Source organism: Pseudomonas guineae, assembly GCF_900113745.1.
GTDB lineage: Bacteria > Pseudomonadota > Gammaproteobacteria > Pseudomonadales > Pseudomonadaceae > Aquipseudomonas > Aquipseudomonas guineae.
On record NZ_FOQL01000007.1, the window covers coordinates 1 to 26,137 of the forward strand.

Annotated in this window: 28 protein-coding genes and 2 tRNA genes; 14 read left to right on the top strand and 16 right to left on the bottom strand. The window is 58.9% G+C overall.

The window, feature by feature from the left end:
- Positions 1–116 precede the first annotated feature (116 nt).
- Both gltX and BMZ32_RS18445 read right to left on the bottom strand, forming a co-directional pair.
- Positions 117–1,598, bottom strand: a complete 1,482-nt coding sequence (gene gltX / locus BMZ32_RS18440) for a glutamate--tRNA ligase (protein ID WP_090243033.1) — start codon at positions 1,596–1,598, stop codon at positions 117–119.
- A gap of 36 nt (positions 1,599–1,634) precedes the next feature.
- Positions 1,635–2,555 (bottom strand): LysR family transcriptional regulator, encoded by a 921-nt coding sequence (locus BMZ32_RS18445; RefSeq protein WP_090243035.1) that lies wholly within the window; start codon positions 2,553–2,555, stop codon positions 1,635–1,637.
- A 106-nt stretch (positions 2,556–2,661) separates the two neighbouring features.
- Between BMZ32_RS18445 and BMZ32_RS18450 the strand changes: the two genes are divergently transcribed.
- The 3 genes from BMZ32_RS18450 to BMZ32_RS18460 are packed head-to-tail and all read left to right on the top strand — an operon-like array spanning position 2,662 to position 6,198.
- Positions 2,662–3,711 (top strand): HlyD family secretion protein, encoded by a 1,050-nt coding sequence (locus tag BMZ32_RS18450; RefSeq protein ID WP_090243036.1) that lies wholly within the window; start codon positions 2,662–2,664, stop codon positions 3,709–3,711.
- Entirely contained in the window at positions 3,701–5,251 is a 1,551-nt protein-coding gene (locus BMZ32_RS18455; RefSeq protein WP_090244765.1) for an MDR family MFS transporter, read from the top strand. The genes BMZ32_RS18450 and BMZ32_RS18455 overlap by 11 nt, the downstream gene beginning before the upstream one ends.
- Before the next feature lie 47 nt (positions 5,252–5,298).
- Positions 5,299–6,198 (top strand): EamA family transporter, encoded by a 900-nt coding sequence (locus BMZ32_RS18460; RefSeq protein WP_090244768.1) that lies wholly within the window; start codon positions 5,299–5,301, stop codon positions 6,196–6,198.
- Positions 6,199–6,275: 77 nt separating this feature from the next.
- On the opposite strand, the gene uvrB is transcribed toward BMZ32_RS18460, so the two are convergent.
- Positions 6,276–8,291, bottom strand: coding sequence for an excinuclease ABC subunit UvrB (gene uvrB, locus BMZ32_RS18465; RefSeq protein WP_090244770.1), 2,016 nt, complete (start codon positions 8,289–8,291; stop codon positions 6,276–6,278).
- 186 nt (positions 8,292–8,477) lie between these two features.
- Between uvrB and BMZ32_RS18470 the strand changes: the two genes are divergently transcribed.
- The 5 genes from BMZ32_RS18470 (at position 8,478) to BMZ32_RS18490 (ending at position 12,064) form a co-directional block, all read left to right on the top strand.
- Positions 8,478–9,674, top strand: coding sequence for an amino acid aminotransferase (locus BMZ32_RS18470; protein ID WP_090244773.1), 1,197 nt, complete (start codon positions 8,478–8,480; stop codon positions 9,672–9,674).
- A 64-nt stretch (positions 9,675–9,738) separates the two neighbouring features.
- Positions 9,739–9,814: transfer RNA gene (locus tag BMZ32_RS18475), tRNA-Asn, on the top strand.
- Between the two features lie 9 nt (positions 9,815–9,823).
- Positions 9,824–9,900: transfer RNA gene (locus BMZ32_RS18480), tRNA-Pro, on the top strand.
- Positions 9,901–10,175: 275 nt separating this feature from the next.
- On the top strand, positions 10,176–10,400 hold the full coding sequence (locus BMZ32_RS18485) for a DUF2061 domain-containing protein (protein WP_090244776.1): 225 nt from the start codon (positions 10,176–10,178) through the stop codon (positions 10,398–10,400).
- A gap of 104 nt (positions 10,401–10,504) precedes the next feature.
- The gene (locus BMZ32_RS18490; protein ID WP_090244777.1) at positions 10,505–12,064 is read left to right on the top strand and encodes a glycoside hydrolase family 17 protein; all 1,560 of its coding nucleotides are present in this window, start codon (positions 10,505–10,507) and stop codon (positions 12,062–12,064) included.
- Between the two features lies 1 nt (position 12,065).
- On the opposite strand, the gene BMZ32_RS18495 is transcribed toward BMZ32_RS18490, so the two are convergent.
- A complete protein-coding gene (locus BMZ32_RS18495) occupies positions 12,066–12,434 on the bottom strand; it encodes a hypothetical protein (RefSeq protein WP_090244780.1) in 369 nt (122 codons plus the stop codon).
- A gap of 102 nt (positions 12,435–12,536) precedes the next feature.
- Between BMZ32_RS18495 and BMZ32_RS18500 the strand changes: the two genes are divergently transcribed.
- From BMZ32_RS18500 to BMZ32_RS18515, 4 genes are all read left to right on the top strand, one after another.
- Positions 12,537–13,109, top strand: a complete 573-nt coding sequence (locus BMZ32_RS18500; RefSeq protein WP_090244782.1) for a hypothetical protein — start codon at positions 12,537–12,539, stop codon at positions 13,107–13,109.
- 135 nt (positions 13,110–13,244) lie between these two features.
- Positions 13,245–14,543, top strand: coding sequence for an alpha/beta fold hydrolase family protein (locus BMZ32_RS18505; RefSeq protein ID WP_090244785.1), 1,299 nt, complete (start codon positions 13,245–13,247; stop codon positions 14,541–14,543).
- On the top strand, positions 14,536–15,312 hold the full coding sequence (locus BMZ32_RS18510) for an MlaA family lipoprotein (protein WP_425272887.1): 777 nt from the start codon (positions 14,536–14,538) through the stop codon (positions 15,310–15,312). The genes BMZ32_RS18505 and BMZ32_RS18510 overlap by 8 nt, the downstream gene beginning before the upstream one ends.
- Positions 15,313–15,386: 74 nt before the next feature.
- On the top strand, positions 15,387–15,830 hold the full coding sequence (locus BMZ32_RS18515; protein ID WP_090244788.1) for a MerR family transcriptional regulator: 444 nt from the start codon (positions 15,387–15,389) through the stop codon (positions 15,828–15,830).
- 6 nt (positions 15,831–15,836) lie between these two features.
- Here BMZ32_RS18515 and BMZ32_RS19610 read toward each other — a convergent pair whose 3' ends face one another.
- From BMZ32_RS19610 to ccmA, 10 genes are all read right to left on the bottom strand, one after another.
- Positions 15,837–16,163: a hypothetical protein gene (locus BMZ32_RS19610; protein WP_090244790.1), complete on the bottom strand. Its 327-nt coding sequence runs from the start codon at positions 16,161–16,163 to the stop codon at positions 15,837–15,839.
- Positions 16,160–17,362, bottom strand: coding sequence for a c-type cytochrome biogenesis protein CcmI (gene ccmI, locus BMZ32_RS18525; RefSeq protein ID WP_090244792.1), 1,203 nt, complete (start codon positions 17,360–17,362; stop codon positions 16,160–16,162). The genes BMZ32_RS19610 and ccmI overlap by 4 nt, the downstream gene beginning before the upstream one ends.
- On the bottom strand, positions 17,362–17,874 hold the full coding sequence (locus BMZ32_RS18530) for a cytochrome c-type biogenesis protein (protein WP_090244794.1): 513 nt from the start codon (positions 17,872–17,874) through the stop codon (positions 17,362–17,364). The genes ccmI and BMZ32_RS18530 overlap by 1 nt, the downstream gene beginning before the upstream one ends.
- Complete coding sequence (locus BMZ32_RS18535) at positions 17,871–18,407, bottom strand: DsbE family thiol:disulfide interchange protein (protein ID WP_090244798.1); 537 nt, start codon at positions 18,405–18,407, stop codon at positions 17,871–17,873. The genes BMZ32_RS18530 and BMZ32_RS18535 overlap by 4 nt, the downstream gene beginning before the upstream one ends.
- A complete protein-coding gene (locus tag BMZ32_RS18540; RefSeq protein ID WP_090244801.1) occupies positions 18,404–20,377 on the bottom strand; it encodes a heme lyase CcmF/NrfE family subunit in 1,974 nt (657 codons plus the stop codon). Before BMZ32_RS18540 ends, BMZ32_RS18535 begins: the two co-directional genes overlap by 4 nt.
- On the bottom strand, positions 20,374–20,862 hold the full coding sequence (gene ccmE / locus BMZ32_RS18545; protein WP_090244803.1) for a cytochrome c maturation protein CcmE: 489 nt from the start codon (positions 20,860–20,862) through the stop codon (positions 20,374–20,376). The genes BMZ32_RS18540 and ccmE overlap by 4 nt, the downstream gene beginning before the upstream one ends.
- Positions 20,859–21,035, bottom strand: a complete 177-nt coding sequence (ccmD, locus tag BMZ32_RS18550) for a heme exporter protein CcmD (RefSeq protein ID WP_090244811.1) — start codon at positions 21,033–21,035, stop codon at positions 20,859–20,861. Before ccmD ends, ccmE begins: the two co-directional genes overlap by 4 nt.
- Positions 21,032–21,790, bottom strand: a complete 759-nt coding sequence (locus BMZ32_RS18555) for a heme ABC transporter permease (protein WP_208598748.1) — start codon at positions 21,788–21,790, stop codon at positions 21,032–21,034. Before BMZ32_RS18555 ends, ccmD begins: the two co-directional genes overlap by 4 nt.
- A 74-nt stretch (positions 21,791–21,864) precedes the next feature.
- The gene (ccmB, locus tag BMZ32_RS18560) at positions 21,865–22,536 is read right to left on the bottom strand and encodes a heme exporter protein CcmB (protein WP_090244816.1); all 672 of its coding nucleotides are present in this window, start codon (positions 22,534–22,536) and stop codon (positions 21,865–21,867) included.
- The gene (gene ccmA, locus BMZ32_RS18565) at positions 22,533–23,168 is read right to left on the bottom strand and encodes a cytochrome c biogenesis heme-transporting ATPase CcmA (protein WP_090244819.1); all 636 of its coding nucleotides are present in this window, start codon (positions 23,166–23,168) and stop codon (positions 22,533–22,535) included. Before ccmA ends, ccmB begins: the two co-directional genes overlap by 4 nt.
- A 162-nt stretch (positions 23,169–23,330) precedes the next feature.
- Between ccmA and fliK the strand changes: the two genes are divergently transcribed.
- Positions 23,331–24,875: a flagellar hook-length control protein FliK gene (fliK, locus tag BMZ32_RS18570; RefSeq protein WP_090244821.1), complete on the top strand. Its 1,545-nt coding sequence runs from the start codon at positions 23,331–23,333 to the stop codon at positions 24,873–24,875.
- Positions 24,872–25,198, top strand: coding sequence for an EscU/YscU/HrcU family type III secretion system export apparatus switch protein (locus BMZ32_RS18575; RefSeq protein WP_090244824.1), 327 nt, complete (start codon positions 24,872–24,874; stop codon positions 25,196–25,198). Before fliK ends, BMZ32_RS18575 begins: the two co-directional genes overlap by 4 nt.
- A gap of 25 nt (positions 25,199–25,223) precedes the next feature.
- Here BMZ32_RS18575 and BMZ32_RS18580 read toward each other — a convergent pair whose 3' ends face one another.
- Both BMZ32_RS18580 and BMZ32_RS18585 read right to left on the bottom strand, forming a co-directional pair.
- Positions 25,224–25,628, bottom strand: a complete 405-nt coding sequence (locus BMZ32_RS18580) for a DUF2802 domain-containing protein (RefSeq protein ID WP_090244825.1) — start codon at positions 25,626–25,628, stop codon at positions 25,224–25,226.
- Between the two features lie 3 nt (positions 25,629–25,631).
- The gene (locus BMZ32_RS18585; RefSeq protein WP_090244828.1) at positions 25,632–26,111 is read right to left on the bottom strand and encodes a chemotaxis protein CheW; all 480 of its coding nucleotides are present in this window, start codon (positions 26,109–26,111) and stop codon (positions 25,632–25,634) included.
- Positions 26,112–26,137: the final 26 nt, after the last annotated feature.

Consider the following 26,137-nt stretch of genomic DNA (forward strand, 5'->3'; position numbering starts at 1 on the left):
CGCCCACCATCTGTCAACATTATTTTTACCTGCAAGCCTATTCTTTATGCTGACAGAACAACCACTTACCCCATCTCATAGCGCCAAAACGACGAGCGGATGGGGCAATCAGCGACTTAGGCTATAGCCGCCAGCAACTTTTCCCACTCTTTGTTTTCTTTCTTCGACACACCACCGAGCAGCTCAATGGCTTGGCGCAGACGGAAACGGGTCAAATCCGGACCAAGGATCTCCATGGCATCGAGTACCGACACCGAGCTGGCCTGCCCCGTAATCGCGGCGAACATCAACGGCATGGCGTCGCGCAGCTTAAGCTCCAAGTGCTCGACTACCGCCTGAATACAGCCAGTAATCGGCTCCTTCTCCCATTGGCGCAAGGCTTCCAGCTTCCAAAGAATGAGCTGCATGACCTGACGCACTTGGTCGGCCGAGAGTTTTTTATGCGCGAACAGTGCGGCATCTGGTGCCACGCCACCGGCGAAGAAGAAACTGGCTAACGGTGCAATCTGGCTAAAGGTTTCCACCCTACCCTGCACATGCGGGGCAATTTGCATCAGATAATCGTTGTTGAAGGCCCACTTCTGCGCACCAGCGGCAAACTCTTCAACGCTCAGCTCACGCATCCACTGACCATTGAGCCAGGACAACTTCTCCAGATCGAAGATCGGCCCGCCCAGTGAGACCCGGTTTATATCGAAGTGCTCGACCATCTCGTCAAGGCTGAACTTCTCACGCTCATCCGGCATCGACCAGCCCATGCGCCCAAGGTAGTTAAGCATCGCTTGCGGCAGGAAGCCCATGCGCTCGTAAAAGGTGATCGAGGTCGGGTTTTTCCGCTTGGACAGCTTGCTCTTGTCCGGATTGCGCAGCAGCGGCATGTAGCACAGTTGCGGTTTGTCCCAACCGAAGTATTCGTACAGCAGAATCAGCTTGGGTGCCGATGGCAGCCATTCTTCGCCACGCAACACGTGGGTGATGCCCATGAGGTGGTCGTCGACCACGTTGGCCAGGAAATAGGTCGGCAGGCCGTCAGTCTTCATCAACACTTGCATGTCCATGCGATCCCACGGGATCTCAACTTCACCACGCAGCATGTCCGGCACCACGCACACGCCGTTAGTCGGCACCTTCATGCGCACTACATTCGGCTCACCTGCCGCCAAACGCTGCTGCACCTCGGCGGCCGACAGGTTCATGCAATGGCCGTCATAACGCGGCGTCTGCTTAGCTTCCATCTGTTCGGCGCGCACTTTATCCAGGCGCTCGGCGCTGCAGAAACAGTGGAAAGCATGGCCTTTTTCCACCAGCTCAGCGCTGTACTTCTGATAGATGTGACCGCGCTCACTCTGCCGATACGGGCCGTGCGGGCCGCCAACATCCGGACCCTCGCTCCACTCAATACCCAACCAACGCAGGGCGTCGTATATCTGCTGTTCCGACTCACGGGTCGAACGCACCTGATCAGTGTCTTCAATGCGCAGGATAAATTCGCCACCGTGCTGACGGGCAAAGCACAGGTTGAATAGGGCGATATAGGCGGTGCCTACGTGCGGATCACCAGTGGGCGACGGCGCGATACGGGTACGAACGGTGGTCATGGCAGCTCTCAGAGGAATATGCAACGGGCAATCGTTTCAAGGCGGCGATATTAACAGGCTGGCCGCCGCCGGCTCCAGCAGCCGACCATCCGACAGAGGCAGACTGGTCATCAGGAAATCAAGAAAGGTTTTCACTTTCATCGCCTGGAAGCGCCGTGAAGGATAGACGGCATACAACTCGCCCTCAGGCAAGCAGGCCTCTGGTAATAGCTCAATCAAGCGGCCTTCAGCCACCGCCAACGCGGTGATCATTACCGGTAGACCGGCAATCCCCGCGCCTGCCAGCGCCGCCTCACGAGCAAAGGTTATGTTGTTACACGCCAATGCGCGCTGGCAGGCAATGCTCTCACCCAATAACGGCCAATATCGCGGCGAGTCATTCGGCAGCACAATTGCCCGATGCCCCAGTAACTCCGCCGTCGCTTGCGGCGTGCCATGCAGGGCCAGGTAGTCAGGGCTGGCATATAAACGCCGACGGGTCTCAAATAATTTGCGCGCGATCAGCGTCGAGTCCTGTGGCTGACCGACCAAAATGGCAATATCAATGCCCTCCTCAACCGGGTCCACATGCCGCGACGTCAGCTCCACTTCGGCATTGATCTGTGGATACAGGCGCATGAAATCGCCCAGCACGCGCCCAAGAAATAACTGGCCGAACTCAATCGGCGCCGTGATCCGCAGCAAGCCGGAAGGCTCCTGCTGCAGTTGCATCACCGCCTGCTCGGCTTCGGCAAAGTCGAGCATGATCTGCCGACACCGCTCGTAATAGGCCTGCCCCACCTCGGTCAGGCGTAATTTACGCGTGGTGCGATTGATCAAGCGCACCCCAAGGCGCTCTTCGAGCAAGGCGATACGCCGGCTGACGGTCGACTTCTGCATACCCAACCCCTGCGCTGCCAGGGTGAAACTGTGACACTCGACCACCCGCGTGAAGATCAGCGCATCATCCAAGCCCATGATTGTTCCCTATAAGCAACAAAGTTTATGAAGTCTAACGACTACAGGCGTGAAAGGAACACTGCTAAATTTGCTTACACTTTTGCCCGAGCGTCGAGCGCCCGCTATGCCCGCCCAACTGAAACGCCGCCTGTTCATTTTCATAACTATTCTTGGCCTAATTGCCGCCGCCCTTTTCGGTCATTGGCTGCTGGTCGGTCGCTACCTTGAAAGCACCGACAACGCCTACGTACAGGGCGAGATCACCCGCGTATCCAGCCAACTTGGCGCGCGCATTGAGCAGGTGTTGGTGCAGGACAATCAACACGTCGAAAAAGGCGAGTTGCTATTGGTGCTGGAAAGCGCCGATTTCGAGCTGGCCAAGCACCGCGCCGTCGCAACCCTGGCGACGCGCGAAGCCGAACTCAGCCAGGCGCGCAGCACGCTGCACCAACAAGGCAGCCTGATTGCCGCCAGCCAGGCCGATGTCTCGGCGAGCGAAGCAACCCTAGGGCGCACGCAGATAGACCTTTCACGCGCCCAAGCCTTGCGCAAGCCAGGTTTCGTCTCCGAAGAACGCGTTACCACCTTGGCAGCCGACAGCCGCATCGCCCGCTCGCACGTCAGCAAAGCTCAGGCTGACTTGCAGGCTCAGCGCCAGCAGATCAACACCCTTAACGCCGAGATCAAGCGCCTGCAAGCACAGATCGCCAGCGCCCGCAGCGACCTGGCGCAAACCGAGCTGAACCTCACACGCACCCAGATTCACGCACCGATTAGCGGCTTTATCGGCCAGCGTGCCGCACGCAACGGCCAAGTCGTCCAGGCGGGTGCTTACCTGCTGTCACTGGTGCCTGACGAGGAAATCTGGATTCAGGCCAACTTCAAAGAGACCCAGATCGGCCGCATGCACCCTGGGCAAAGCGCTGAACTGACCTTCGACAGCTTTCCCGATACCGCCATCGAAGCCCAGGTAGAGAGCCTGTTCGCCGCGTCCGGCGCGCAGTTCAGCCTGCTGCCGCCTGACAATGCCACCGGCAACTTCACCAAGGTGGTGCAACGCATTCCCGTGAAACTGACCTTCGCCGCGGACAACCCGCTCAAGGGCTTGATCCGCCCGGGCATGTCGGTCGAAGTCACAATCGATATCAGCGGCGACACTCGCCATGGCGGCTGATGCCCTGATTCGCCCCGCTGGCGAACCAAGCCGGCGCGACTGGATTGCGGTGATGAGCGCCATGCTCGGCGCATTCATGGCCGTGCTGGACATCCAGATCACCAATTCATCTCTCAAGGACATCCAGGGCGCGCTGTCGGCTACCCTGGAAGAAGGCTCGTGGATCTCCACCTCTTATCTGGTTGCAGAGATCATCATGATCCCGCTCACCGCATGGCTGGTGCAGCTGCTCTCAGCGCGGCGCTTGGCGGTGTGGGTGTCCATCGGCTTTCTGTTTTCCTCATTACTCTGTTCACTGGCCTGGAGCCTGGAAAGCATGATTGTATTCCGCGCCATGCAAGGTTTTACTGGCGGCGCGCTGATCCCCCTGGCGTTCACCCTAACGCTGATCAAACTGCCCGAGCATCACCGCGCCAAGGGCATGGCGCTGTTTGCCCTAACCGCGACCTTCGCGCCGTCAATCGGCCCGACACTCGGCGGCTGGCTGACCGAAAACTTCGGCTGGGAATACATCTTCTACATCAACGTGCCGCCGGGCCTGCTGATGATTGCCGGGCTGATGTATGGCCTGGAAAAGAAAGCCCCGCACTGGGAAATGCTCAAGAAAACCGACTATGCCGGCATCCTCACCCTAGGCCTCGGGCTCGGCTGCCTGCAGGTGTTTCTCGAAGAGGGGCATCGTAAGGATTGGCTGGAGTCCAGCCTAATCAGCGGCCTGGGCAGCGTGGCGGCGATCAGCTTGGTGCTGTTTTTCATCCTGCAGACGTCCAGGCCCAACCCGCTGATCAACCTAGGCGTGCTGCGCGAGCGTAATTTCGGCCTGTCGAGTATTTCCAGTGTCGGCTTGGGCATGGGCCTGTATGGCTCAATCTACGTATTGCCGTTGTATCTGGCGCAAATCCAGGGCTACAACGCCCTGCAGATTGGCGAGGTGATCATGTGGATGGGCGTACCACAACTGTTCCTCATCCCTTTCGTGCCGCTGATGATGAAAAAAATCTCACCTAAGTGGCTCTGCGCCATCGGCTTTGGCTTGTTCGGCGGCGCCAGCTTCCTCTCAGGCGTACTCAATCCAGATTTTGCCGGCGAGCAGTTCAACCACATCCAGATCATCCGCGCACTCGGCCAGCCCTTGGTGATGGTGACAATCTCACTGATCGCCACCGCTTATGTGATGCCACAGGACGCAGGGTCGGCTTCCAGCCTGTTCAACATCCTGCGCAACCTTGGCGGTGCGATTGGCATTGCCCTCCTCGCCACCCTGCTCGACAGTCGGGCCAAGGTGTATTTTGACTACCTGCGCGAGTCACTGGTACCGAGCAACCCGCAGGTCGCCGAGCGCATGGCACTGTTGACCGAGAAGCTCGGCAGCGAACAGGCCGCACTGGCTAAGCTGAGCGAAATCACCCATCAGCAGGCGGCGATCATGGCCTACAATGACGCCTTCCACTGCATTGGCATCGCCCTCGGCATCAGCATGCTCGCCGTGTTGTTTACGCGAAAATTGCCCGTCGGCGCCACAGGTGGTGCCGCTCACTAATCCATGCCCGGCGCCGGCTCTCGGCGCAGGGTTGTTTCAGGTTATCCATGTCTGACTCCGCTGCACGCGCCCGCACATTGTTGCTGATCGGCGCTTTCGCCATTATTTATCTGGGCTGGGGCACCACCTACCTGGCTAACCACTTCCTCCTGCTGGAACTACCACCGTTCGTCATTGGCAGCCTGCGCTTTGCCTTTGCCGGGCTATTGGCCCTGTCATGGGTAATCCTTAGCGGCCAGCTACGCATTCAACGCAGCGATTGGGGCGGCGTGTTGCTGGGTGGCTTAAGCCTGATTGCAGTCGGCCAGGGCGCATTGATCTACGCCAATCAGTTTTTGCCAACCGGCATGCTGGCCATGCTCTACACCTCCTTGCCGTTGTGGAGCGTGGCGCTGGAATGGCTGCTCGGTGAACGTCCGCCGCTGTGGGTGATGTGTGGTCTGGCGCTGGCTTGCAGCGGGATTGTGCTGCTGATGAATAACGGCCTGGACCAGAGCGCTTCAGCCGAGCAGTGGCTCGCCGGCCTGCTGGTGGTCGGCGCCACCTTACTGTGGGCCTGCGGGGCTTGGCTGTTACGCCAGCGCCCGCCGTTTCGATCCAGCTGGCTGGGGCTGAGCCTGCAAATGCTGATCGGTGCACTGCTGCTGGGCTTGTTCGGCCTCTGGCATGGAGACTGGAATAACCTCGACCTGAGCCGCGTAAGCCACAGCGCCTGGCTCTGGTTGGCGTATCTGGTATTGCCAGTGAGCCTGGGGGTTTATCCCGCGTACTTTTGGCTACTACGCGAAGTGCGCCCCAGCCTGGTGTCGACCTTCGCTTTCGTCAACCCGGTGGTAGCACTGCTGCTTGGTTACCTGTTGCTGGACGAGCATTTGAGCCTAATAGCCATGCTTGCCTGCGGCATCACTCTGGGCGGGGTGGTGCTGATTATCTTCGGCCGCCGTTAAACACACTCTACGGAGGGTGCTTTAGCCGCGACGATAAGGCTGCTTATTCGCGGCTAAAGCCCCTCCAAATGAGTCCGTCACACCTGCAATAGCCGATCACGCAGCTTCTGGATCTCATCGCGCATTTGCGCGGCGGCTTCGAACTCAAGGTCGCGAGCTAACGCATACATCTTCTCTTCGAGCTGACGAATGCGCTTAGTGATCTCGCTCGGCGAGCGCAGCTCATTCTCGTACCGCGCATTTTCTTCCGCCGCCTGGGCCATGCCTTTGCGTTTCTTGCTGCGCGAACCTGGCACGGTTGCGCCTTCAAGGATGTCCTTAACATCCCTGAACACACCTTTAGGGGTAATACCATTGGCTTCGTTGAAGGCGATTTGCTTGTCGCGCCGCCGATCGGTCTCGCCAATGGCGCGCTCCATGGAACCCGTCATGCGGTCGGCATATAGAATCGCCCGACCATTGAGGTTACGCGCGGCGCGACCGATGGTCTGGATCAGCGAACGCTCGGAGCGCAGGAAACCTTCCTTGTCGGCGTCGAGAATCGCCACCAACGACACTTCCGGCATGTCCAAGCCTTCGCGCAGTAGGTTGATACCCACCAACACATCGAACGCGCCGATGCGCAGGTCGCGAATGATCTCCACCCGCTCCACAGTGTCGATGTCTGAGTGCAGGTAACGCACCTTGATCCCATGATCGCCCAGGTAATCAGTCAAATCCTCGGCCATGCGTTTAGTCAGGGTGGTGACCAGCACGCGCTCCTCGATGGCCACGCGCTTGCGGATTTCCGAGATAAGGTCATCGACCTGAGTCAGCGCCGGACGCACTTCGATCTGAGGATCAACCAGGCCAGTGGGCCGCACTACCTGCTCAATCACCCGCCCGGCATGCTCGGCTTCGTAGTTACCTGGCGTCGCCGAAACAAAAATAGTTTGCGGGCTAGCCGCTTCCCACTCTTCAAATTTCATCGGCCTATTGTCCAGCGCCGAGGGCAAACGAAAACCGTATTCAACCAAGGTTTCTTTGCGTGAGCGATCACCCTTGTACATCGCCCCAACTTGCGGCACCGAGACGTGGGACTCATCGATCACCAGCAACGCCTTATCCGGCAAATAGTCATAAAGCGTGGGCGGTGGCTGGCCCGAGTCGCGCCCGGAGAGGTAGCGCGAGTAGTTTTCGATACCGTTGCAATAACCCAGTTCAATGATCATCTCCAGATCAAAACGGGTGCGCTGTTCCAGGCGCTGGGCCTCGACCAGTTTGTTATTGCTGCGCAGGTATTCAAGCCGCTCGACCAACTCGACCTTGATCTTCTCCACGGCCTCAAGCAACACCTCACGCGGAGTGACGTAGTGGCTCTTGGGGTAGAAGGTAAAGCGCGGCAGTTTGCGGATCACCTCGCCGGTCAGCGGGTCAAACGCCGAGAGGCTTTCGACCTCATCGTCGAACAGCTCAATACGCACGGCCTCCAGGTCAGATTCGGCCGGGAAGATATCGATCACATCGCCACGCACACGGAAGGTCGAGCGAGCAAAGTCCATGTCATTACGGGTGTATTGCAGATCAGCCAGCCGCCGTAGCAGCTCACGCTGATCCATTTTGTCGCCACGGTCGACGTGCAGCACCATCTTCAAGTACGACTCGGGACTGCCCAGGCCGTAGATACACGACACAGTGGTGACGATGATTGCGTCCGAGCGCTCCAGCAGCGCCTTAGTCGCCGACAGGCGCATCTGCTCGATATGATCGTTGATCGAGGCGTCTTTCTCGATAAAGGTGTCCGAGGACGGCACATAGGCTTCCGGCTGGTAGTAGTCGTAATAGGAAACGAAATACTCCACCGCGTTATTCGGAAAGAAGCTTTTGAACTCGCCATACAGCTGCGCCGCGAGTGTCTTATTCGGAGCCAAAACCAAGGTCGGGCGCTGAATTTGCGCGATCACATTAGCAATGGAAAAGGTCTTACCCGAGCCCGTTACGCCGAGCAAGGTCTGGTGTGAAAGGCCTGCTTCTAGGCCTTCGACCATCTGCCGAATAGCCTCGGGCTGATCGCCGGCAGGCTGGAAACGGGTGACCAACTGGAATTCGGACATGACGGACCTCGACAAGCGACTGTGACGCGATCTGAAAGCCTACGTCATAACACTGAAATGCGTGCGTGCGCTGTCGCGACACGCGTTATGGCTCGGTATACTACCGGGCCACTTACGCAACCCCTAGCATCAGTCGTAGCGGGGTGTTGTTTGATACTCAACTTCCTCTTCGAGTTGCCGCATCCCATGAGCCTGTTCTCTGCCGTCGAAATGGCCCCGCGCGACCCAATTCTGGGCCTCAACGAAGCATTTAACGCTGACCCTCGCACCACCAAGGTCAACCTAGGCGTCGGTGTTTATACCACCGAAGAGGGGCGCATCCCCCTGCTGCGCGCAGTGGCCGAAGCGGAAACCATCCTGACCGCCGCCCATGCGCCACGCGGTTATTTGCCGATCGAAGGCATCGCCGCTTATGACCAGGCTGTGCAGACCATGCTCTTCGGCAAGGGCTCGCCGTTACTTGAACAAGGTCGCGTGATCACCACCCAGGCCATTGGCGGCACGGGCGCACTTAAAGTCGGCGCCGATTTTCTTAAGCGCTTGCTGCCAGACGCCACCGTGGCCATCAGCGACCCCAGCTGGGAAAACCACCGTGCATTGTTTGAGTCCGCTGGTTTCCCAGTACGCAACTACCGCTACTACGATGCCTTCAGCAACGGTGTTAACCGCGGCGGTTTGCTCGAAGACCTGAAAAACCTCCCCGCGCGCTCAATCGTGGTCTTACACGCCTGCTGCCACAACCCGACCGGTGTCGACCTGACGCTGGACGACTGGAAAGCCGTGCTGGAAATCCTTCGCGAGCGCGAGCACGTGCCCTTCCTCGACATCGCCTACCAAGGCTTTGGCGATGGCATCGAGCAAGACGCAGAGGCCGTGCGCCTGTTTGCCGAGTCTGACCTGACCTTCTTCGTGTCCAGTTCGTTCTCCAAGTCATTCTCCCTATACGGCGAGCGCGTGGGCGCGCTGTCCATCGTTACCGGCTCGCAAGAAGAAGCCAGCCGCGTGCTGTCGCAGGTCAAGCGTGTTATCCGTACCAACTACTCCAATCCGCCGACCCACGGTGCTAGCGTAGTGGCCACCGTACTCAACAGCCCTGAGCTGCGCGCCATGTGGGAAGCCGAGTTAGGTGAAATGCGCGAGCGTATTCGCGGTATGCGCCTGGCCATGGTCGAGCAATTGGCAGCCCTGGGCGCCAAACGCGACTTCAGCTTTGTGGCAGCGCAACGCGGCATGTTCTCTTACTCTGGCCTGACCACCGAGCAAGTAGAGCGCCTGCGCAGCGAGTTCGGCATTTACGCAGTCGGTACTGGGCGCATCTGCGTAGCGGCCCTCAACCAGCGCAATCTGCCCGCCGTTACCGAGGCCATTGCAGCCGTTCTCTAAGCCAAAGAGGACGTCAGCCAAGTGTTGACTTCCTCTTTTTAATCAGTAGGATACGCGTCATTGTTCCGCGATAGCTCAGTCGGTAGAGCAAATGACTGTTAATCATTGGGTCCCTGGTTCGAGTCCAGGTCGCGGAGCCAGCAGTACATCGGGGTATAGCGCAGTCCGGTAGCGCGCCTGCTTTGGGAGCAGGATGTCGGGAGTTCGAATCCCCCTACCCCGACCATTTTTGGGTCGTTAACTCAGCCTAGATCAGTTAGTTTTTAACCAACTGTCCGCATGCTGGATAACACATAACCCATCATTTCAAGCTTGCTTGAAAGTAAAAGACCCGCCTAGTGCGGGTTTTTTATGGGCTATTGCCCCGTGAACCGCGGCATGGCGGCTTAGCGAATCAATTATAAAAAGCTATTAAATCCATCCGCATACAATATTTTAATAATCCAACTTGAGCCATTAGGCTACACCTCAATAAAGAGTAATTCTCACTCGAGGTGCGCCATGCTCAAGACTGTGACCTTCACCCTGATGCACTTCTGCATCGCCTTCGCCGTCACCTACGCACTGACTGGCAGTATCGCTGCCAGCGGCCTTGTCGCCGCCATCGAGCCACTCTGTAACTCGGTCGGCTTCTACTTTCATGAGAAGGTCTGGCAGCGTATTGAAGGTCGATCGATCTCAACCGACACACGACCTAAGCATGCCTGGCTACACCACCAGGCATGACGGTTTGAGGCAAGGAAACTTCCTTGATCCGCGCGTAAAATCAGCCCGCCAGGCACGGGGCAATCCGCTACTATGCGCGCCTCAGCCATCATACGCGCCCGCTCATGCCCGCCACTTCCCGCTTCCCTACAGTGCCCTACCTGTTTGCCTGCTTGCTCGGACTGCTGGCACTTTTCGGCCTCTGGTTTGGCATTGGCCAACCGGCTGAGCTGGCCGATGCCGCCACGCCCACGCACAAGCTGCAGTGCGCGTCTTACACGCCGTTCGACAAGGATCAGTCGCCCTTCGATCAGCCGATCCAGTTGCGCCCTGAGCGCATGGACGCGGATCTGGCGATACTGGCCAAGCGCTTCGAGTGCCTGCGCACCTATTCGGTCACTGGCTTGGAACAACTGCCGGACATGGCACGTAAGCATGGGCTGAAATTAATTGTCGGTGCCTGGGTAAGCCGGAACCCCACCGACACTGCCGTTGAAATTGCTGGCCTGGTGAAAGTCGCCAACGCCCACCCTGATGTGGTCCAGGCGGTCATAGTTGGCAACGAGGCACTGCTGCGTAAAGAAGTCACTGCGCAGCAACTGGTGACCCTTATCGAACAGGTTAAGGCGCAAGTTAAGCAACCGGTGACTTATGCCGATGTCTGGGAGTTCTGGCTCAGGCATCCGGAAATAGCGCCAGCGGTGGACTTCATCACCATCCACCTGCTGCCCTACTGGGAAGATAATCCCGCCGGCATCGAGACGGCGCTGCAGGAAGTGGCCGAAGTACGCAAAACCTTCGGCAAGGCCTTCGCACCGAAGGACATCTTGATCGGCGAAACCGGCTGGCCCAGCGAAGGCCGCCAGCGCGAAACAGCACTGCCGAGCCGGGTCAATCAAGCGAAATTCATTCGCGGCTTCGTTGCTATGGCTGAACAGAATGGCTGGCGTTACAACCTGATCGAAGCCTTTGACCAGCCTTGGAAGCGTATCAGCGAAGGCGCGGTGGGCGGTTACTGGGGCTTGTACGACGCCGACCGCCAAGACAAATCGATCCTCGCCGGGTCCGTGTCCAATCTACCGCACTGGCCGGCCTGGCTGGCCTTAAGCCTGTGCCTGTTTGCCGCAACGCTGCTAGTCGCCGGTCGTCCATATTCAGTGCGCACCGCGCTGTTATTGCCAATGCTGGCGGCACTGGGGTCTGGCTGCATCGGCCTGCTTGCCGAGTTGATGTTGATCACCAGCCGCTACCTCGGCGAATGGCTCTGGGCCAGCGCACTGATTGTGCTTAACCTGCTGGTAATGGCCCACGCCTCCTTGCTCCTCAGTCAGCACGCAGGCTGGCGCTTGCGCCTGTTAAACTGGCTGCATAGCAAAGGCGCACTATGGCTGGCGCTGAGCGGCTTTGCCGGAGCAGTGATGATGCTCGCATTGGTCGTGGATGCCCGCTACCGCAGCTTCCCCAGCGTTGCACTGGTGCTGCCGGCGTTGGTTTATTTGTGCCACCCGGTCGGCGGCTACCGCCGTGAAGTCGCCCTGCTCGCCCTACTGATCGGCGCAGGCATTGCGCCGCAGCTGTATCAGGAAACCTTGAGCAACTGGCAAGCCCTGGGCTGGGCCATCACCAGCTTACTACTGGTCGCGGCGCTGTGGCGCAGCCTTCGGATTAAAACACCAACCGGCTAAATCAAGCAGGTTTCGCTGCGCGCACCCAGCGCAGCAGTGCCAGCACTACGGCGAATACGCCGAGGCTAGCGCTATACAGTGCCAATGCGGGTAGACCAAGTAGTAAAGCCGGCACCGCCAAGCGCTTACCCCAAACATCTGGCAGCACAAACGCCAACACGGCACACAGCAAGCCCCCCCAGGCCAATACCCGGAAGTGGACCAGCCAGCCCAGACTCGCACGCACCTGACACGCCAGCAGCTGCGGGGTGTCGACACACAGACCAACCCACTGCGCGCCCTCCATCAACTGATAACGCAGCAGCAAGCTCAGCACCAGACACAGTGCTGCGGCTATCAGCAGAGCAGTCGTGGGCAAATAACGGGGCATAAGTAACTCAGCAGATTGAAGGGCTGCATAGGATAAGCTGACAGATCAACGATAACATCCCCGACATCGCCTACTTATGGGCTCTGCGGATAAAATTTCGCCATGCTTATACGCCGCCTAATACTGATCACAGCCAGCCTGTTGGGCGCCTGGATGCTTTGGGTCACCGTGCTGCCCGCGCCCAACAGTGTGCCGCCGCGCACGCCGTTAACCAGTAGCAGTTGGCGCGTAGCCGAGCACACCGTCAGCACGCTGCAGCCTTTTCAGCTGGAAGCACGCATTCTGGCCCGCGAAGACTATTATCTCGACCGAGGTGCACAGTTATCACCAACCGATCTGGCGCTCGGTTGGGGGCCGATGGCAGACCCCGAGGTGCTGCGTCATATCAGCATCAGCCAGCGTAATCGCTGGTACTTCTGGCGTGCCGAGCCGTTACCGATTGAGCGCCGGCAAATTGAGACCCACAGTGCCAATATGCATTTGATACCCGCCAACCCAGCAGTGGCCAGCATCCTGGCCCAGCTCAAAGCGGGTCAGCACATTCGCCTAAGCGGACAATTGGTAAAGGTCGAGGGCGACGATGGCTATAACTGGGTCAGCTCGCTGAGCCGTGAAGACACCGGCGACGGGGCCTGCGAGCTGATATGGGTCGAGCAATTGGCTGTACTGCCTTAGCCAGACTGACATCACAATGACGCGATCGCCTGCAAAAGTGCTCACCTAGAACTAATACCGCACTTAATTAGGCTTATGTGGTCAAATCGACCCGCATTGCCCGCAGCGCCCGCCCTGCCCTTAAGAGATTTAGCCATGTCACATCTCCCTCGCCTGCTTGCACTACTCAGTTGCCTGGCCGTTATTACCCCCGCCAGCGCGGCTGATATCGACGCCAGCAGCTATGGCTACCCTATCAGCAACCCATTCGAAGCCACGCTGGCGACCACCCCGCCAGCACTTCGCCCGGAGTTGCCGGCCGAAGCCGACATCAACCAGCGCGACTATAAGATCAAACTACGCCCAGAGCGCGAGTTCGAACTGCCGGATAACTTCTGGTCAGTCACTAAAATGCGCTATCGCCTGGCCAAGCAGCCGGGTGAAGCGCCGCTGATTTTTATCATCGCCGGCACGGGCGCGCATTACGCCAGCAGCACCCCGGAGTACCTGAAGAAGCTGTTTTACGGCGCCGGTTATCACGTGGTGCAATTATCTTCACCGACCAGCTATGATTTTATGACCTCGGCCTCGCGCCTTGCCACACCCGGCATTACCCGCGACGACGCGGACGACCTGTACCGCGCCATGCAGGCTGTTCGCGCACAGCACCCGCGCTTGCAGGTAAGCGAGTTCTACCTCACTGGTTACAGCCTGGGTGCGCTGCAGGCCGCTTTTGTCAGCGAGCTGGATGAGACCCGCCGTAGCTTCAACTTCAAGCGCGTGCTGCTACTCAACCCACCGGTTAATCTCTATACCTCAGTCACCAACCTCGACCGTATGGTGCAAACCCAGGTTGAGGGCATCAGTAACAGCACCACCTTCTACGAACTGGTGCTGGGCAAGCTGACTCGCTACTTCCAGGCCAAGGGCTACGTCGATATCAACGACGCCCTGCTCTATGACTTTCAAAACTCGGGCGAGCAACTCAGCGACGAGCAAATGGCCATGTTAATCGGTGCAGCGTTTCGCTTCTCCTCAGCCGATATTGCCTTTACTTCGGACCTGATCAACCGCCGCGGCCTGATCACCCCAATCGACTACCCGATCAGCGAAGGCACCAGCCTCACACCATTTTTCAAACGCGCCCTGCAATGTGACTTCGACTGCTACCTGACTGAACAAGTGATCCCCATGTGGCGCGCGCGCACTGACGGCGGCAGCATAGCCCAGTTGATCGACGAGGTGAGCCTTTATGCAGTGGCTGATTATCTGAAAAACAGCAGCAAGATCGCCGTCATGCACAACGCCGACGACGTGATTCTTGGCCCAGGCGACCTCGGCTTTTTGCGCCGCACCCTGGGCGAGCGCCTGACCGTTTATCCACTGGGCGGCCATTGCGGCAACCTCAATTACCGCGTCAACAGCGACGCCATGCTGGAGTTCTTCCGTGGCTAAGCCCATTTCCCTTGCCGTGCTTTTCACCCTGCTGCTGGGCAGCGGCCTGGCGCAAGCGCAGCATGCTGCCGATGACGATGGTTTTAAACAACCCATGCAGCACCTGCAATTCAACCCGGGGCTGGATCAGCGCGAGTTTGAGCGTTCCACCCTCAGCGCGCTGACGGTTTATGACCCGCTTGAATCGTGGAACCGCCGCGTTTACCACTTCAACTACCGCTTCGATGAATGGGTGTTTCTGCCGATTGTCGATGGCTACCGCTATGTCACGCCCACGCTGGTACAGAGCGGCGTCAGCAACTTCTTCAGCAATCTGGGCGATGTCCCCAACTTGCTCAACAGTGCACTGCAGTTCAAGGGTAAGCGGGCCATGCAGACCACTGCTCGGCTGCTGCTTAACACCACCCTCGGTGTTGCCGGCCTGTGGGACCCGGCCACGCGCATGGGCCTGCCCAAACAGAAGGAAGACTTCGGTCAAACCCTCGGTTATTACGGTACTCCAGCCGGGCCTTACCTGATTCTACCGCTACTGGGGCCGTCTAACCTGCGCGACACGGGTGGTTTAGTGGCGGATTTTACGGCGAAAAGTCAGGTCAACTGGCTGAATATTGCCGAATCCAGCACCAACCACCCAGAAATCACTTTGCTGGAAGTGGTTGACCAACGCTCCACAGTGAACTTCCGCTACGGCCAGCTCAACTCGCCGTTCGAGTACGAGAAAATTCGTTTCTTCTACCACGAAGCACGCAAGCTACAGATCGCCGAGTAAAACGGCACGCTTGACCCAAGGGCGGTCCTCAGGTTTTAACCTGATGCGGCCCTTGTCGATTCTGGAGAGTCACTATGCGCGTCGCCCAACTAGCCAAAGCTGCTGCCGTCAGCGCAGAAACCGTGCGCCATTACACCGATCTTGGTCTACTCAGCCCCATGCGCAACCCGGATAACGGCTACCAGCAGTACTCCAATACGGACCTGCAGCGCCTGCGCTTTATCGCTCGCGCGCGCCGCCTGGGCTTTAGCCTGAAAGATAGCCAACAGATACTCGCCAGCGCCGATAACGGCCTGGCGCCCTGCGCCGACGTACGTGATCTGCTCAGCGAACGCCTGGCCGCCTTGCAGGCGCATATCAAAGAATGTCAGCGCTTGGCGCTGGTGATGCAGAACGCCTTCGACGACTGGGCCAACAAGGGTGATTGCGCACCTGATGGCCAAGCAATCTGCCGTTTAATCGAAGATTTCGAGCCGAATATCGAGCGCCGCCCAGCGACACCCTGCCCTGCCCACTGACGCGACTTACTGCGCGTAGTGGCGAGACAACCCTGGCGGCACACCGCTGCTGTCAGTCGGTAACCAGGGGCCTTGAGGACTACTGGCCCAACTCCAGCCAGCGCTCCAGCGGTAATAGGTACGCTCACGGTAGTAAAGGTGAGGAGTTCCGCCGACTATATACACCCCTAGCCGTCCATCCCACTGACTGCTGACGCCAGGTGGCGGAGCAAACCGTGGGTGGTTGCTGCTGCCACTCGGACTTTTCACTGGCGCACTACTGATCGGCGCCTGCACGCAAGCACCTAGTCCCAGCAGGCTAGCGAGCACTGCACCTCGCCATAGCGGACTCATGGCGTTTTGCTGTCTACGCTATCGATCAGCAATTGCTGAACCTCAGTGGTCTTGCTGGCCAAGGGCTGACTGCTACCGACCCACTCACCGGCAGTAGCATTACCGCTGCGCGAGACGCGTGCGACCAGCTGCACCTGTTCGAAGCCGGAGATTTTCAACTGCGGCATCATTGCATCGCTGTCGGAGAGGCTGACCTCAGCCGGCAGATCCGCCACAGTAAGGCGCTTAACCGCCAGCGGCATCGGCGGCCCGGAAACAGCGCGGGCGAAGATAAACACCGCATCGCCCGGCTGCACCTTGGCTTGCAACTCAGCTGCCAGCGCCACCTTTACGGTCAAACCTTGGCCAGTGGCAGGCGCAGCCTCGGTTGCCGGCGCACCAAGCTGCTCACGAGCGCGGTCAATCCCGCCCTGAATCGCCTGACGCGAAGGATCTTCGACGGGCAAAACCGCCACCAATTGCTGCCAATGACCTATCGCCTGCTGGTACTGACCGCTTTCATAAGCGGCGATACCCAGCAACCCCAGGCTAGTGACTTCTGCCGGATCGGCTTTAAGCGCTTCATCGGTCAGAGCCTGCAACTGCGGCGTCCATTGCTTGCCACCAGCAAAATACAGCGCCTGCGCCAACTGCCCGAGCAACTCAGGCTCGCGCCCGGCAACGCCAATGGCTCGCTCAAAGGCCGCGGTAGCATCAGCAGCACGTTCCTGGGCCATATAAGTACGACCAAGGAAGTACCAGCTTTCGGCAGACTTCGGATCGCTCTTCACCGCCGCTTCCAAGCGCGCGGTCATTTCCTCGATGGTCTTCGGCTGCTCGGCAAAGGTACGCGCACGTTCAACATCGTCGATGGCGCCCCAGTGCTGGTACAGGCCATAACCCAACAGCGGCATCATCAACGCCGCAATCAGTGGGATTTTACCGCCAAGCGAGCGCTGGATCGGCTTTGCCTGTGCGCCTTCGGTATCGGCTAACAGCTCACGGGCGGCCTCATCTCGGCCCGCAGCAAGCTGCTCAGTATTTAAAGCACCTGCCGCATGTTGCGCCTGCAAGTCCTGCAAACGTTCCTGATACAGGGTTACGTTAAGCGCGGTACGGTCTTCCTCAGCCTGGAGCTTGCGCCCACGCAGCACGGGAATCAGCAAAAACGCCAGAGCCGTCAGTAACAGCAGACCGGCGCACAACCAAAATTCAATCATCAGTCTTTCTTATCCACAGGCGGTTGATTGGGGGACCGTTGGCTGGCGGGCGGTTGGCTGAGCAAAGCAGCCAATCGCTGTTGTTCATCTGCAGACAGTCCGTTGGCGGCATCGCCCGACTTGCCGCGACGACGCAACAGAATGACCCCTAACAGGACGAAACCGCCTGCCAGCAAGCCGGCTGGGCCGTACCACAGCAAAAGAGTACGCGCGGTAACCGGCGGCTTGTAGAGGACGAAATCGCCATAACGGCTGACTAAATAATCGATGATCTGCTGATTACTCTGGCCCTCTTCCAACATGCGGTAGATCTGTGCACGCAGGTCCATGGCAATCGGCGCGTCGGAGTCAGCGATGTTCTGGTTTTGGCACTTAGGGCAGCGCAGCTCTTGCACCAGGGTGCGATAACGCTGGCGCTCGACCTCAGTCGCAAACTCATAGGTATCGATGGCCGCCTGTGCAGTGCCCAGCAATGCCAGGCCTAGCACGACGGCGGTGAGTAAACGTCTCATGGCTGAGCCTCATCGACCAGTTCTTGGTAAAGAGGGGCTAATTGCTCACGCCAGACACGCTCATCAATCACGCCAACAAACTTGTGGCGGATGATGCCGGCCTTATCGATCAGAAAGGTCTCAGGCGCGCCATATACGCCCAAATCTAACCCCAGGGTGCCGCGTGCATCATTGATATTCAGTTGGTAGGGGTCATGGAACTCCACCAGCCACTTCTGCGCGGCAGCGTTGTCGTCCTTGTAGTTGACCCCATAAATGTTCACCCCCAGCTCAGCTAATTTGTTCAGCACCGGGTGCTCTACACGGCACGCTACGCACCAGGTCGCCCAGACGTTGACCAGCGCTGGCTTACCTTTGAGGTCAGCCTCGCTGAGCAGCTTGCCGTCCTGTACCGCCGGCAGAGAGAACGCCGGTATCGGCTTGCCGATCAGTGCCGAGGGTAACTCTGACGGATCAAGCCACAAGCCTCGATAGAGAAACACCGCCATACCAAGAAACAGTGCCAAGGGTACGAGCAGCAGTAAACGCCTCATGCCTGCGCCCCTGCCATACCTAAGGCTTCACGCACGCGGGTGCGCACCTTCATCCGGTAGCGCTTGTCGGATGCTGAAAGGAAGCCACCAAAGCCCATCAACAACGCGCCGAACCAGATCCAGCGGACGAAGGGTTTGATGTGTACACGCACCGCCCAAGCGCCGTTTTCCAGCGGTTCACCCAGGGCGACAAACAGGTCGCGAGTGATTCCGGCGTCGATCCCGGCTTCGGTCATTACTGACTGCTGCACGGTATACAGGCGCTTCTCCGGATGTAGCACGGCGATCTGCTTGCCGTCTTCGAGGATACGCACAGTGCCTTTGTCCGAAGTGAAGTTTGGCCCCTCAAAGTGCTCGGCACCTTCGAAGATGAACTGATAACCGCCAATCTCCACTGACTCGCCCGGCGCCATGCGCATATCGCGCTCGAAACTGCCCATGCTGGTCAGCACCACGCCGAGGGCGCAGATGGCCATGCCCAGGTGAGCGGTTTGCATGCCCCAATAACTGCGGGTCAGGCTCGGCAAACCTTTAATCAGGCCCTTGTGCCGAGTTTTCTCGACGATATCGCGCACACCAGCCAGCACCACCCAAGCCGACAACAGGCAGACACCCAGCACCGCCCAGCTGAAATCGCCCACCAAGAAGGTTGCGATCACGGCCAGCACCACACTGCCGATAAGCACCGGCGCGAGCATGCTCAGCAACCACTTGAGCGGCGTGTCTTTCCAGCGCACCAGCACGCCCACGGCGATCATCGCCATCAACAGACCCATCAAGGGCACGAACAGCGCATTGAAGTACGGCGGCCCAACCGACAGTTTGGCCCCGGTCATGGCATCCAGCACCAACGGGTACAGAGTGCCGAGCAGGATCATCGCGGCGCTGACTACCAGAATCAGGTTATTGACCAGCAGCAGGGTCTCCCGCGACCACAGGGCAAAGCCGACTTGGCTTTTGACCACTGGCGCGCGCAGGGCGAACAACGCCAGCGAGCTGCCCACCACAATCAGCAGGAAGGCCAGGATAAACACGCCGCGTTCAGGGTCACTGGCGAAGGCATGCACCGAGGTCAGCACGCCTGAGCGCACCAGGAAGGTACCCAACAGGCTGAGGGAGAATGCCGCGATGGCCAGCAGCACGGTCCAGCTTTTGAACACGCCGCGTTTTTCCGTTACGGCCAGGGAGTGGATCAGTGCCGTGCCAACCAACCAAGGCATAAAGGAGGCGTTTTCGACCGGGTCCCAGAACCACCAGCCACCCCAGCCAAGCTCGTAGTACGCCCACCACGAGCCCAAGGCGATACCGATGCCGAGGAAAGCCCAAGCGACAATGGTCCAAGGCCGCGACCAGCGTGCCCAGGCCGCATCCAGCTTGCCACCGAGCAGGGCAGCAATGGCGAAAGCGAACGCCACGGAGAAGCCGACGTAACCCATATAGAGCATCGGCGGGTGAACAATCAGGCCAAAGTCCTGCAGTAGGGGATTGAGATCACGACCATTGGTAGGCGTATCGAACAGCAGGCGCGCGAAGGGGTTGGAGGTAACGATCAGAAACAGTAGAAAACCGATGCTGATGATGCCCATGACGCCTAGCACGCGAGCGAGCATTTCTTCTGGCAACTGCCGCGAGAAGATCGACACGGCAAAGGTCCAGCCGGCGAGGATCAAGCCCCACAGCAGCAGTGAGCCTTCATGGGCGCCCCACACCGCGCTGAACTTAAAATACCAGGGCAGTGCACTGTTGGAGTTATTAGCCACGTAGGCGACGGTAAAGTCGTCGACCATAAAGGCGTAAGTCAGGCAAATAAAAGAAAACAACATAAAGGCAAACTGCCCCCAAGCTGCCGGCTGCGCCAAACTCATCCACTGGTGGTCACCACGCCAAGCGCCGATGAGAGGCAGTGTCGCCTGCACCAGCGCCATACACAGCGCCAGAATCATCGCCAGATGGCCAAGTTCGGGGATCATTGCGCACTCTCCAATTGGTATGTCTTCTTAGCTGCTTGGGCCGCATCGTGCTTCTGCTTCATACCGCTTTGTTCAAGCGCCTGCATGACTTCCGGAGGCATGTAGTTTTCATCGTGTTTGGCCAGCACTTCATCGGCGATCAGCACGCCACCGGCATTGAGTTTGCCCATGGCAACAATGCCCTGCCCTTCACGGAACAGGTCCGGCAGAATGCCGCTGTAGCGAATGGTCACACTCTTGGCGCCGTCGGTGACGACAAAGTCAGTTTCCAGCGAGTCACTGGAGCGCTTAACCGAGCCTTCCTCGACCAAACCGCCGGCACGGATTCGGGTGTCCTGCGGGGCGTCGCCATTAGCAATTTGCGTGGGGGTGTAGAACAGGTTGATGTTCTGCTGCAATGCGCTCAGGGCCAGAGCCACGGCGATGCCCACACCGGCGATGATCGCCAGGACAATAAACAGGCGCTTCTTACGCAGCGGATTCACTTCGACTCCTCCCGGCGCAAACGACGCGCCTCGTCTTGCAGATAACGGCGACGTGCCAGGATTGGCAGCGCCACATTCAGCCCCAACACAGCGAGGCTGATGGCATAACAGGACCACACATATGGCCCATGGGTGCCCATGGCGAGAAACTCGCTAAAGCTGGCAAAACTCATCGACCCTTCTCCACCTGCGCGCTCACTTCAGCTTTGGCCCAACTGCTGCGCGCCTCGCGCTTGAGCACCTCCAGACGCATGCGCATCAGCAGCACCGCGCCAAAGAAGCAGTAGAAGCCCAGCACCATAATCAGCAGCGGCATCCACATTTCAAACGGCATGGCCGGCTTTGTCACCACGCTGAAGGTGGCGGGCTGATGCAAGGTATTCCACCACTCCACCGAGTACTTGATGATCGGGATGTTTACCACCCCGACAATCGCCAGCACCGCACAGGCCTTGGCGGCGCTGTCACGGTTGGTGATGGCATTGCCCAAGGCGATTACGCCGAAATACAGGAACAGTAAAATCAACATCGAGGTCAGACGCGCATCCCACACCCAGTAGGTGCCCCAGGTCGGCTTGCCCCATACCGCGCCTGTGATCAAAGCGATCACGGTCATCCACGCGCCGATCGGTGCGGCTTGCTGCAAAGCGACATCGGCCAGCTTCATCTTCCACACCAGGCCGACCGTGCCGGCCACTGCTAGCATCACGTAGATCGACTGGGCGAGAAAAGCCGCAGGTACATGGATGTAAATGATGCGAAAGCTGTTGCCCTGCTGGTAATCCGGCGGCGCAAAGGCCAAGCCCCAGACCAGCCCAACCATTAACAGCAAGGCAGCGGCCACGGCCAACCCGGGTAGCCAGCGGCGGCTGATTTCATAAAACCATTTGGGCGAGCCGAGCTTGTGAAACCACGTCCAGTTCATCAGGTTACTCATCAGTGCTAGGGCTGATCGCAGCGCAGGTAAGCAGCAGCGGCAGCCGGCCATTCAGGCTTAATTATTTACTCAGCAACACTGATCGTCAGACCAGCGGCAATGGCAAAAGGTGTCAAGGTCACCGCCAATGCGGTGAGGCTGGCCAACCACAACAGGTGGCCGACCGCCGGCAATCCTTGCAGGCTGGCTTGTAACGCTCCGCTACCAAGAATCAGCACCGGGATGTACAACGGCAAAATCAGCAGTGCGAGTAACAGACCGCCCCGCTTTAGGCCGACGGTCAGCGCCGCGCCGACGGCGCCCAGCAAGCTCAATACGGGGGTGCCCAGCAACAGAGACACCAGCAGCACCGGCAGGCAACGCTCGGGCAATCCCAGCATCAGTGCCAACACTGGCGCCAACAGCACCAGCGCCAAACCTGAGAACAGCCAGTGTGCCAGTACCTTGGCCAGAACCAGAAGGGTCAAGGGGTGCGGCGAAAGGACCCACTGCTCGAGCGAGCCGTCCTCGAAATCACTGCGGAACAGCCCGTCCAGCGAGAGCAGCACGGCCAACAGCGCTGCCACCCAGATCAGCCCGGGCGAAAGGCTTTGTAACAACTGCGACTGCGGCCCCACAGCCAGCGGGAATAGAGCGATGACAATGGCAAAGAACACCAGCGGGTTAGCTAACTCGGCCGGGCGACGAAATAATAGCCGCGCTTCACGGGCCAGTAGCAGGGTAAAAACGTTGCTCATGCGCTGCGCTGCCCTAAGTCAAGCTCGCGATAACCAGCCGGCTTGACCGTTAACTCGTGGTGCGTAGTCAACACCACCAGGCCGCCTTGCTCACAATGCGCGGCCAGATGATTTTCCAGCTGCGCCACGGCGGCCTTATCCAGCGCGGTGAAGGGTTCATCAAGCACCCACAGGTTCGGCCCTGGCAAGTACAGGCGCGCCAACGCCACGCGGCGCTGCTGCCCGGCGGACAGCGTGTGGCAGGGCACATCCTCAAAACCGCACAAGCCCACAGCATCGAGCGCTTGCCAGATGGCCTCGCGCTCGGCTGGCTGATGCAGGGCGCAAAGCCAGATGAGGTTCTCCTCCGCCGTCAGTAAACCTTTGATGCCGGCGGCATGCCCGATCCACAACAAATTGCGCGCCAACTCGCTGCGCTGCGCCGTCAACGGCAGGCCATTCAGGCGGATCTCACCGGCAGTCGGCTGCATCAAGCCGGCGAGCAAGCGCAACAGGCTGGTCTTGCCGCTGCCGTTAGGCCCAGCCACCTGCAACATTTCACCGGGAACCAGACGCACCTCCAGGCGCTCGAAGAGCATGCGCCAGTCTCGCTCACAGGCGAGCGCCACGGCTTCGAGAAGAGGGCTGGTCAAGGCATCGGCACCTAAATGGATGGCAAAAGCTGTTCAAGTCGGCAGACTCTTGGCCGCTATACTGATGCAAATGAAACACATAGCCGGCCCAGACGGGGCGCGATTATACATGCCATGCCCCGCCTTCCGCAGTGGGCATTTTCGACAGGGTGTAACCTGCCAATGAGCGAAATCAGCAGCCCGCGGCCGCTACCACCGTCGCCTCCCAGCAGCCGCCCAAATGCGGTAGCCGCTGACCTAGCGGTGAAGCTGCTGCAACCCCTGCAAGGCCTTCTTGCCAGTGGTGAAACCGCCAAAGCTGAAGTCATGGCCCTCAAAGAAGTGGCACAAAGCTTTCAGCTGCTACTCAAGCTGACGCTGGAGAATGGCCGCCAGACCACCCTTGAAGCCAGCAGCTCAAGGCCTATCACCCAAGGCACAGCACTGGCGGTAACGGCGCTGTCGGAGACTCGCCTGGCCTTGGCCGTGTTAGCAGGTGGCAACACAGCACTGACCAGCTTAGACCTCGAACAATTACCCATTGGCACCCTGTTGCAGGGCAAGGTAGTCGCCCGCGAACAGATACTGCAGGGCAGCGCGCAGCAAGTGGTCTATAAGGTGTTGGTCAATCTGCTCAACACGCCTCTGGCCGGCAGCAAGTTATCTCTGGAAACCCCGCTGGCGCTGCCCGTAGGCAGCCTGCTCAGTGCGCAAGTTCAAGGCAACCAGTCCTTGAGCTTCCTTCCGCTCAGTGGCCGCCTGGATCAACTCGCACTTAACCAGCAACTGGGTACGCAAAGTAACCGGCAGGGCTCACTGGAAGGCCTTTTTAGTGCCCTGCAGGGCTTACGCAATGGTGCAGAGATGAGCGAAGGCTTGCGTACCAGTATCGACAAACTGTTCGGCACCCTCCCCGACGCCGCTCAACTGAGCAACCCAAAAGGGCTGGCCATGGCCCTGGAGAACAGCGGCATTCTGCTAGAAAGCAAACTCCTAGGCGGCCAAGGGCAAGCGCTACCGACCGATCTCAAAGCCAATCTGCTACGTTTGATCACCCAATTACTGCCTAACCTGTCAACTGGTACACCCCTGGCCGCCGCCAATGCAGGCTCGGCAATGGCGGTGGCCATGCCAGCACTGGCCCGCGACCTGCTCGGCAGCCTGGGCAAAGCCAGCAGTCGTCAGCAGGCGCTGAACTTCCCCCTGCCCTCGCGCTTGCTGCAGGCCATGGAGGGCGAGGCCGACTTGGAGGCTTTGCTGAAACTCGCGGCCGCAGCAATCTCGCGACTGCAAACCCATCAACTTTCCAGCCTGGCGCAGAGCCAGGTCGGACCAGACGGTAACCTGTTGACCACCTGGCAACTGGAGCTGCCCATGCGCAACCAGCAGGAACTGGTACCGCTACAGGTCAAGATCCAGCGCGACGAAGGTAACCCGCAAGATAAGCCAGAGAAAAAAGAAACCCTGTGGAAAGTCGAGCTGGCATTCGACCTTGACCCTCTGGGTCCCTTACAGATCCAGGCGCAACTATCCCACGGCCGCCTGAACAGCCAGCTTTGGGCCGAACACAGCAGCACCGTCAGCCTGATCGACGCAGAGCTCGACAACTTGCGCCAGCGCCTGAATGCCGTAGGCGTTCAGGTAGGTGAACTGGCATGCAGCCAAGGCACGCCGCCACGCGGCCCACGCACAACCTTGGAACAACGCTGGGTGGATGAAACCGCATGAATAAGACCGCGCCGCGCCAAGCCATTGCCCTCACCTACGACGGCAAAAATGCGCCCGTACTCAGCGCCAAAGGCGATGACGAGCTAGCCGAAGCCATATTAGCCATCGCCCGCGAATACGAAGTACCGATTTACGAAAATGCTGAGCTGGTGCGCTTGCTGGCGCGACTGGAGTTAGGTGATGCAATCCCGGAGCAGCTTTACCGCTGCATCGCAGAAATTATCGCCTTTGCCTGGCACCTGAAAGGCAAGAGCCCTGCGAGCGGTCAACGTGACAACGATATAACGCCACCACTGCGCCTGTTAGAAGGCCCGGCACATTGAATGCTGATTGCACATTTGGGGGAAATCAAGAGCGCTGCGACTTGGCCTGCTGCATCTTGCTGACCAACTCAGCCTCAGCCTTGCTAAGGCCGCAGGACTGGGTCAGGTCGTCCACACTTGCGCCCATGCCAGCCAAACGCGCGGCCTGGGTAAACGATAGGCTGCTGGGGTCACGCTGCTCAATCTGATTGAGCTTGTCTGGGAGCGGCGCGACAACGCGGCGCAACTCATGCAACTCCTCGCCCATCTGCACACTACCCGTTAGGTAGGCATCCAGACGCCGACTGAGCTCCTTGAATCGCCGGTCACGCGCGGCATCACGCTCGCCTTGCAGCTTGACGGCGTCGCGCAGCTGCCGCACAAGCCACATGCATGCACCTACCAGCCCTATACAAACCAGGCCCAGCACAGCGAGCAGCGCTTCAAGCATGAGCTAGATGCTCTCCAGCTCGGACCACTCTTCTTCACTCATCATTTTGTCCAGCTCAACCAGAATCAGCAGTTCACCGTTCTTGTTGCAGACACCCTGGATAAATTTGGCAGACTCGTCATTGCCCACGTTCGGCGCAGTTTCCACTTCAGATTGGCGCAGATAAACCACTTCAGCCACGCTGTCGACCAAGATGCCGACGACTTGTTTATCAGCTTCGATAATCACGACACGTGTGTTGTCGGTCACCTCGGAGGAGTCCAGACCAAAACGCTGGCGCGTATCGATCACGGTCACCACGTTGCCGCGCAGGTTAATGATGCCCAGCACATAGCTCGGCGCACCCGGTACAGGTGCGATTTCGCTATAACGCAGGACTTCCTGCACCTGCATCACATTGATGCCATAGGTTTCGTTATCCAGGCGGAACGTTACCCACTGCAGGATCGGATCTTCAGAACCTTGTGCCGAACTTTTATTCATGTCCCTAGCCTCGTCATGAACCGCTC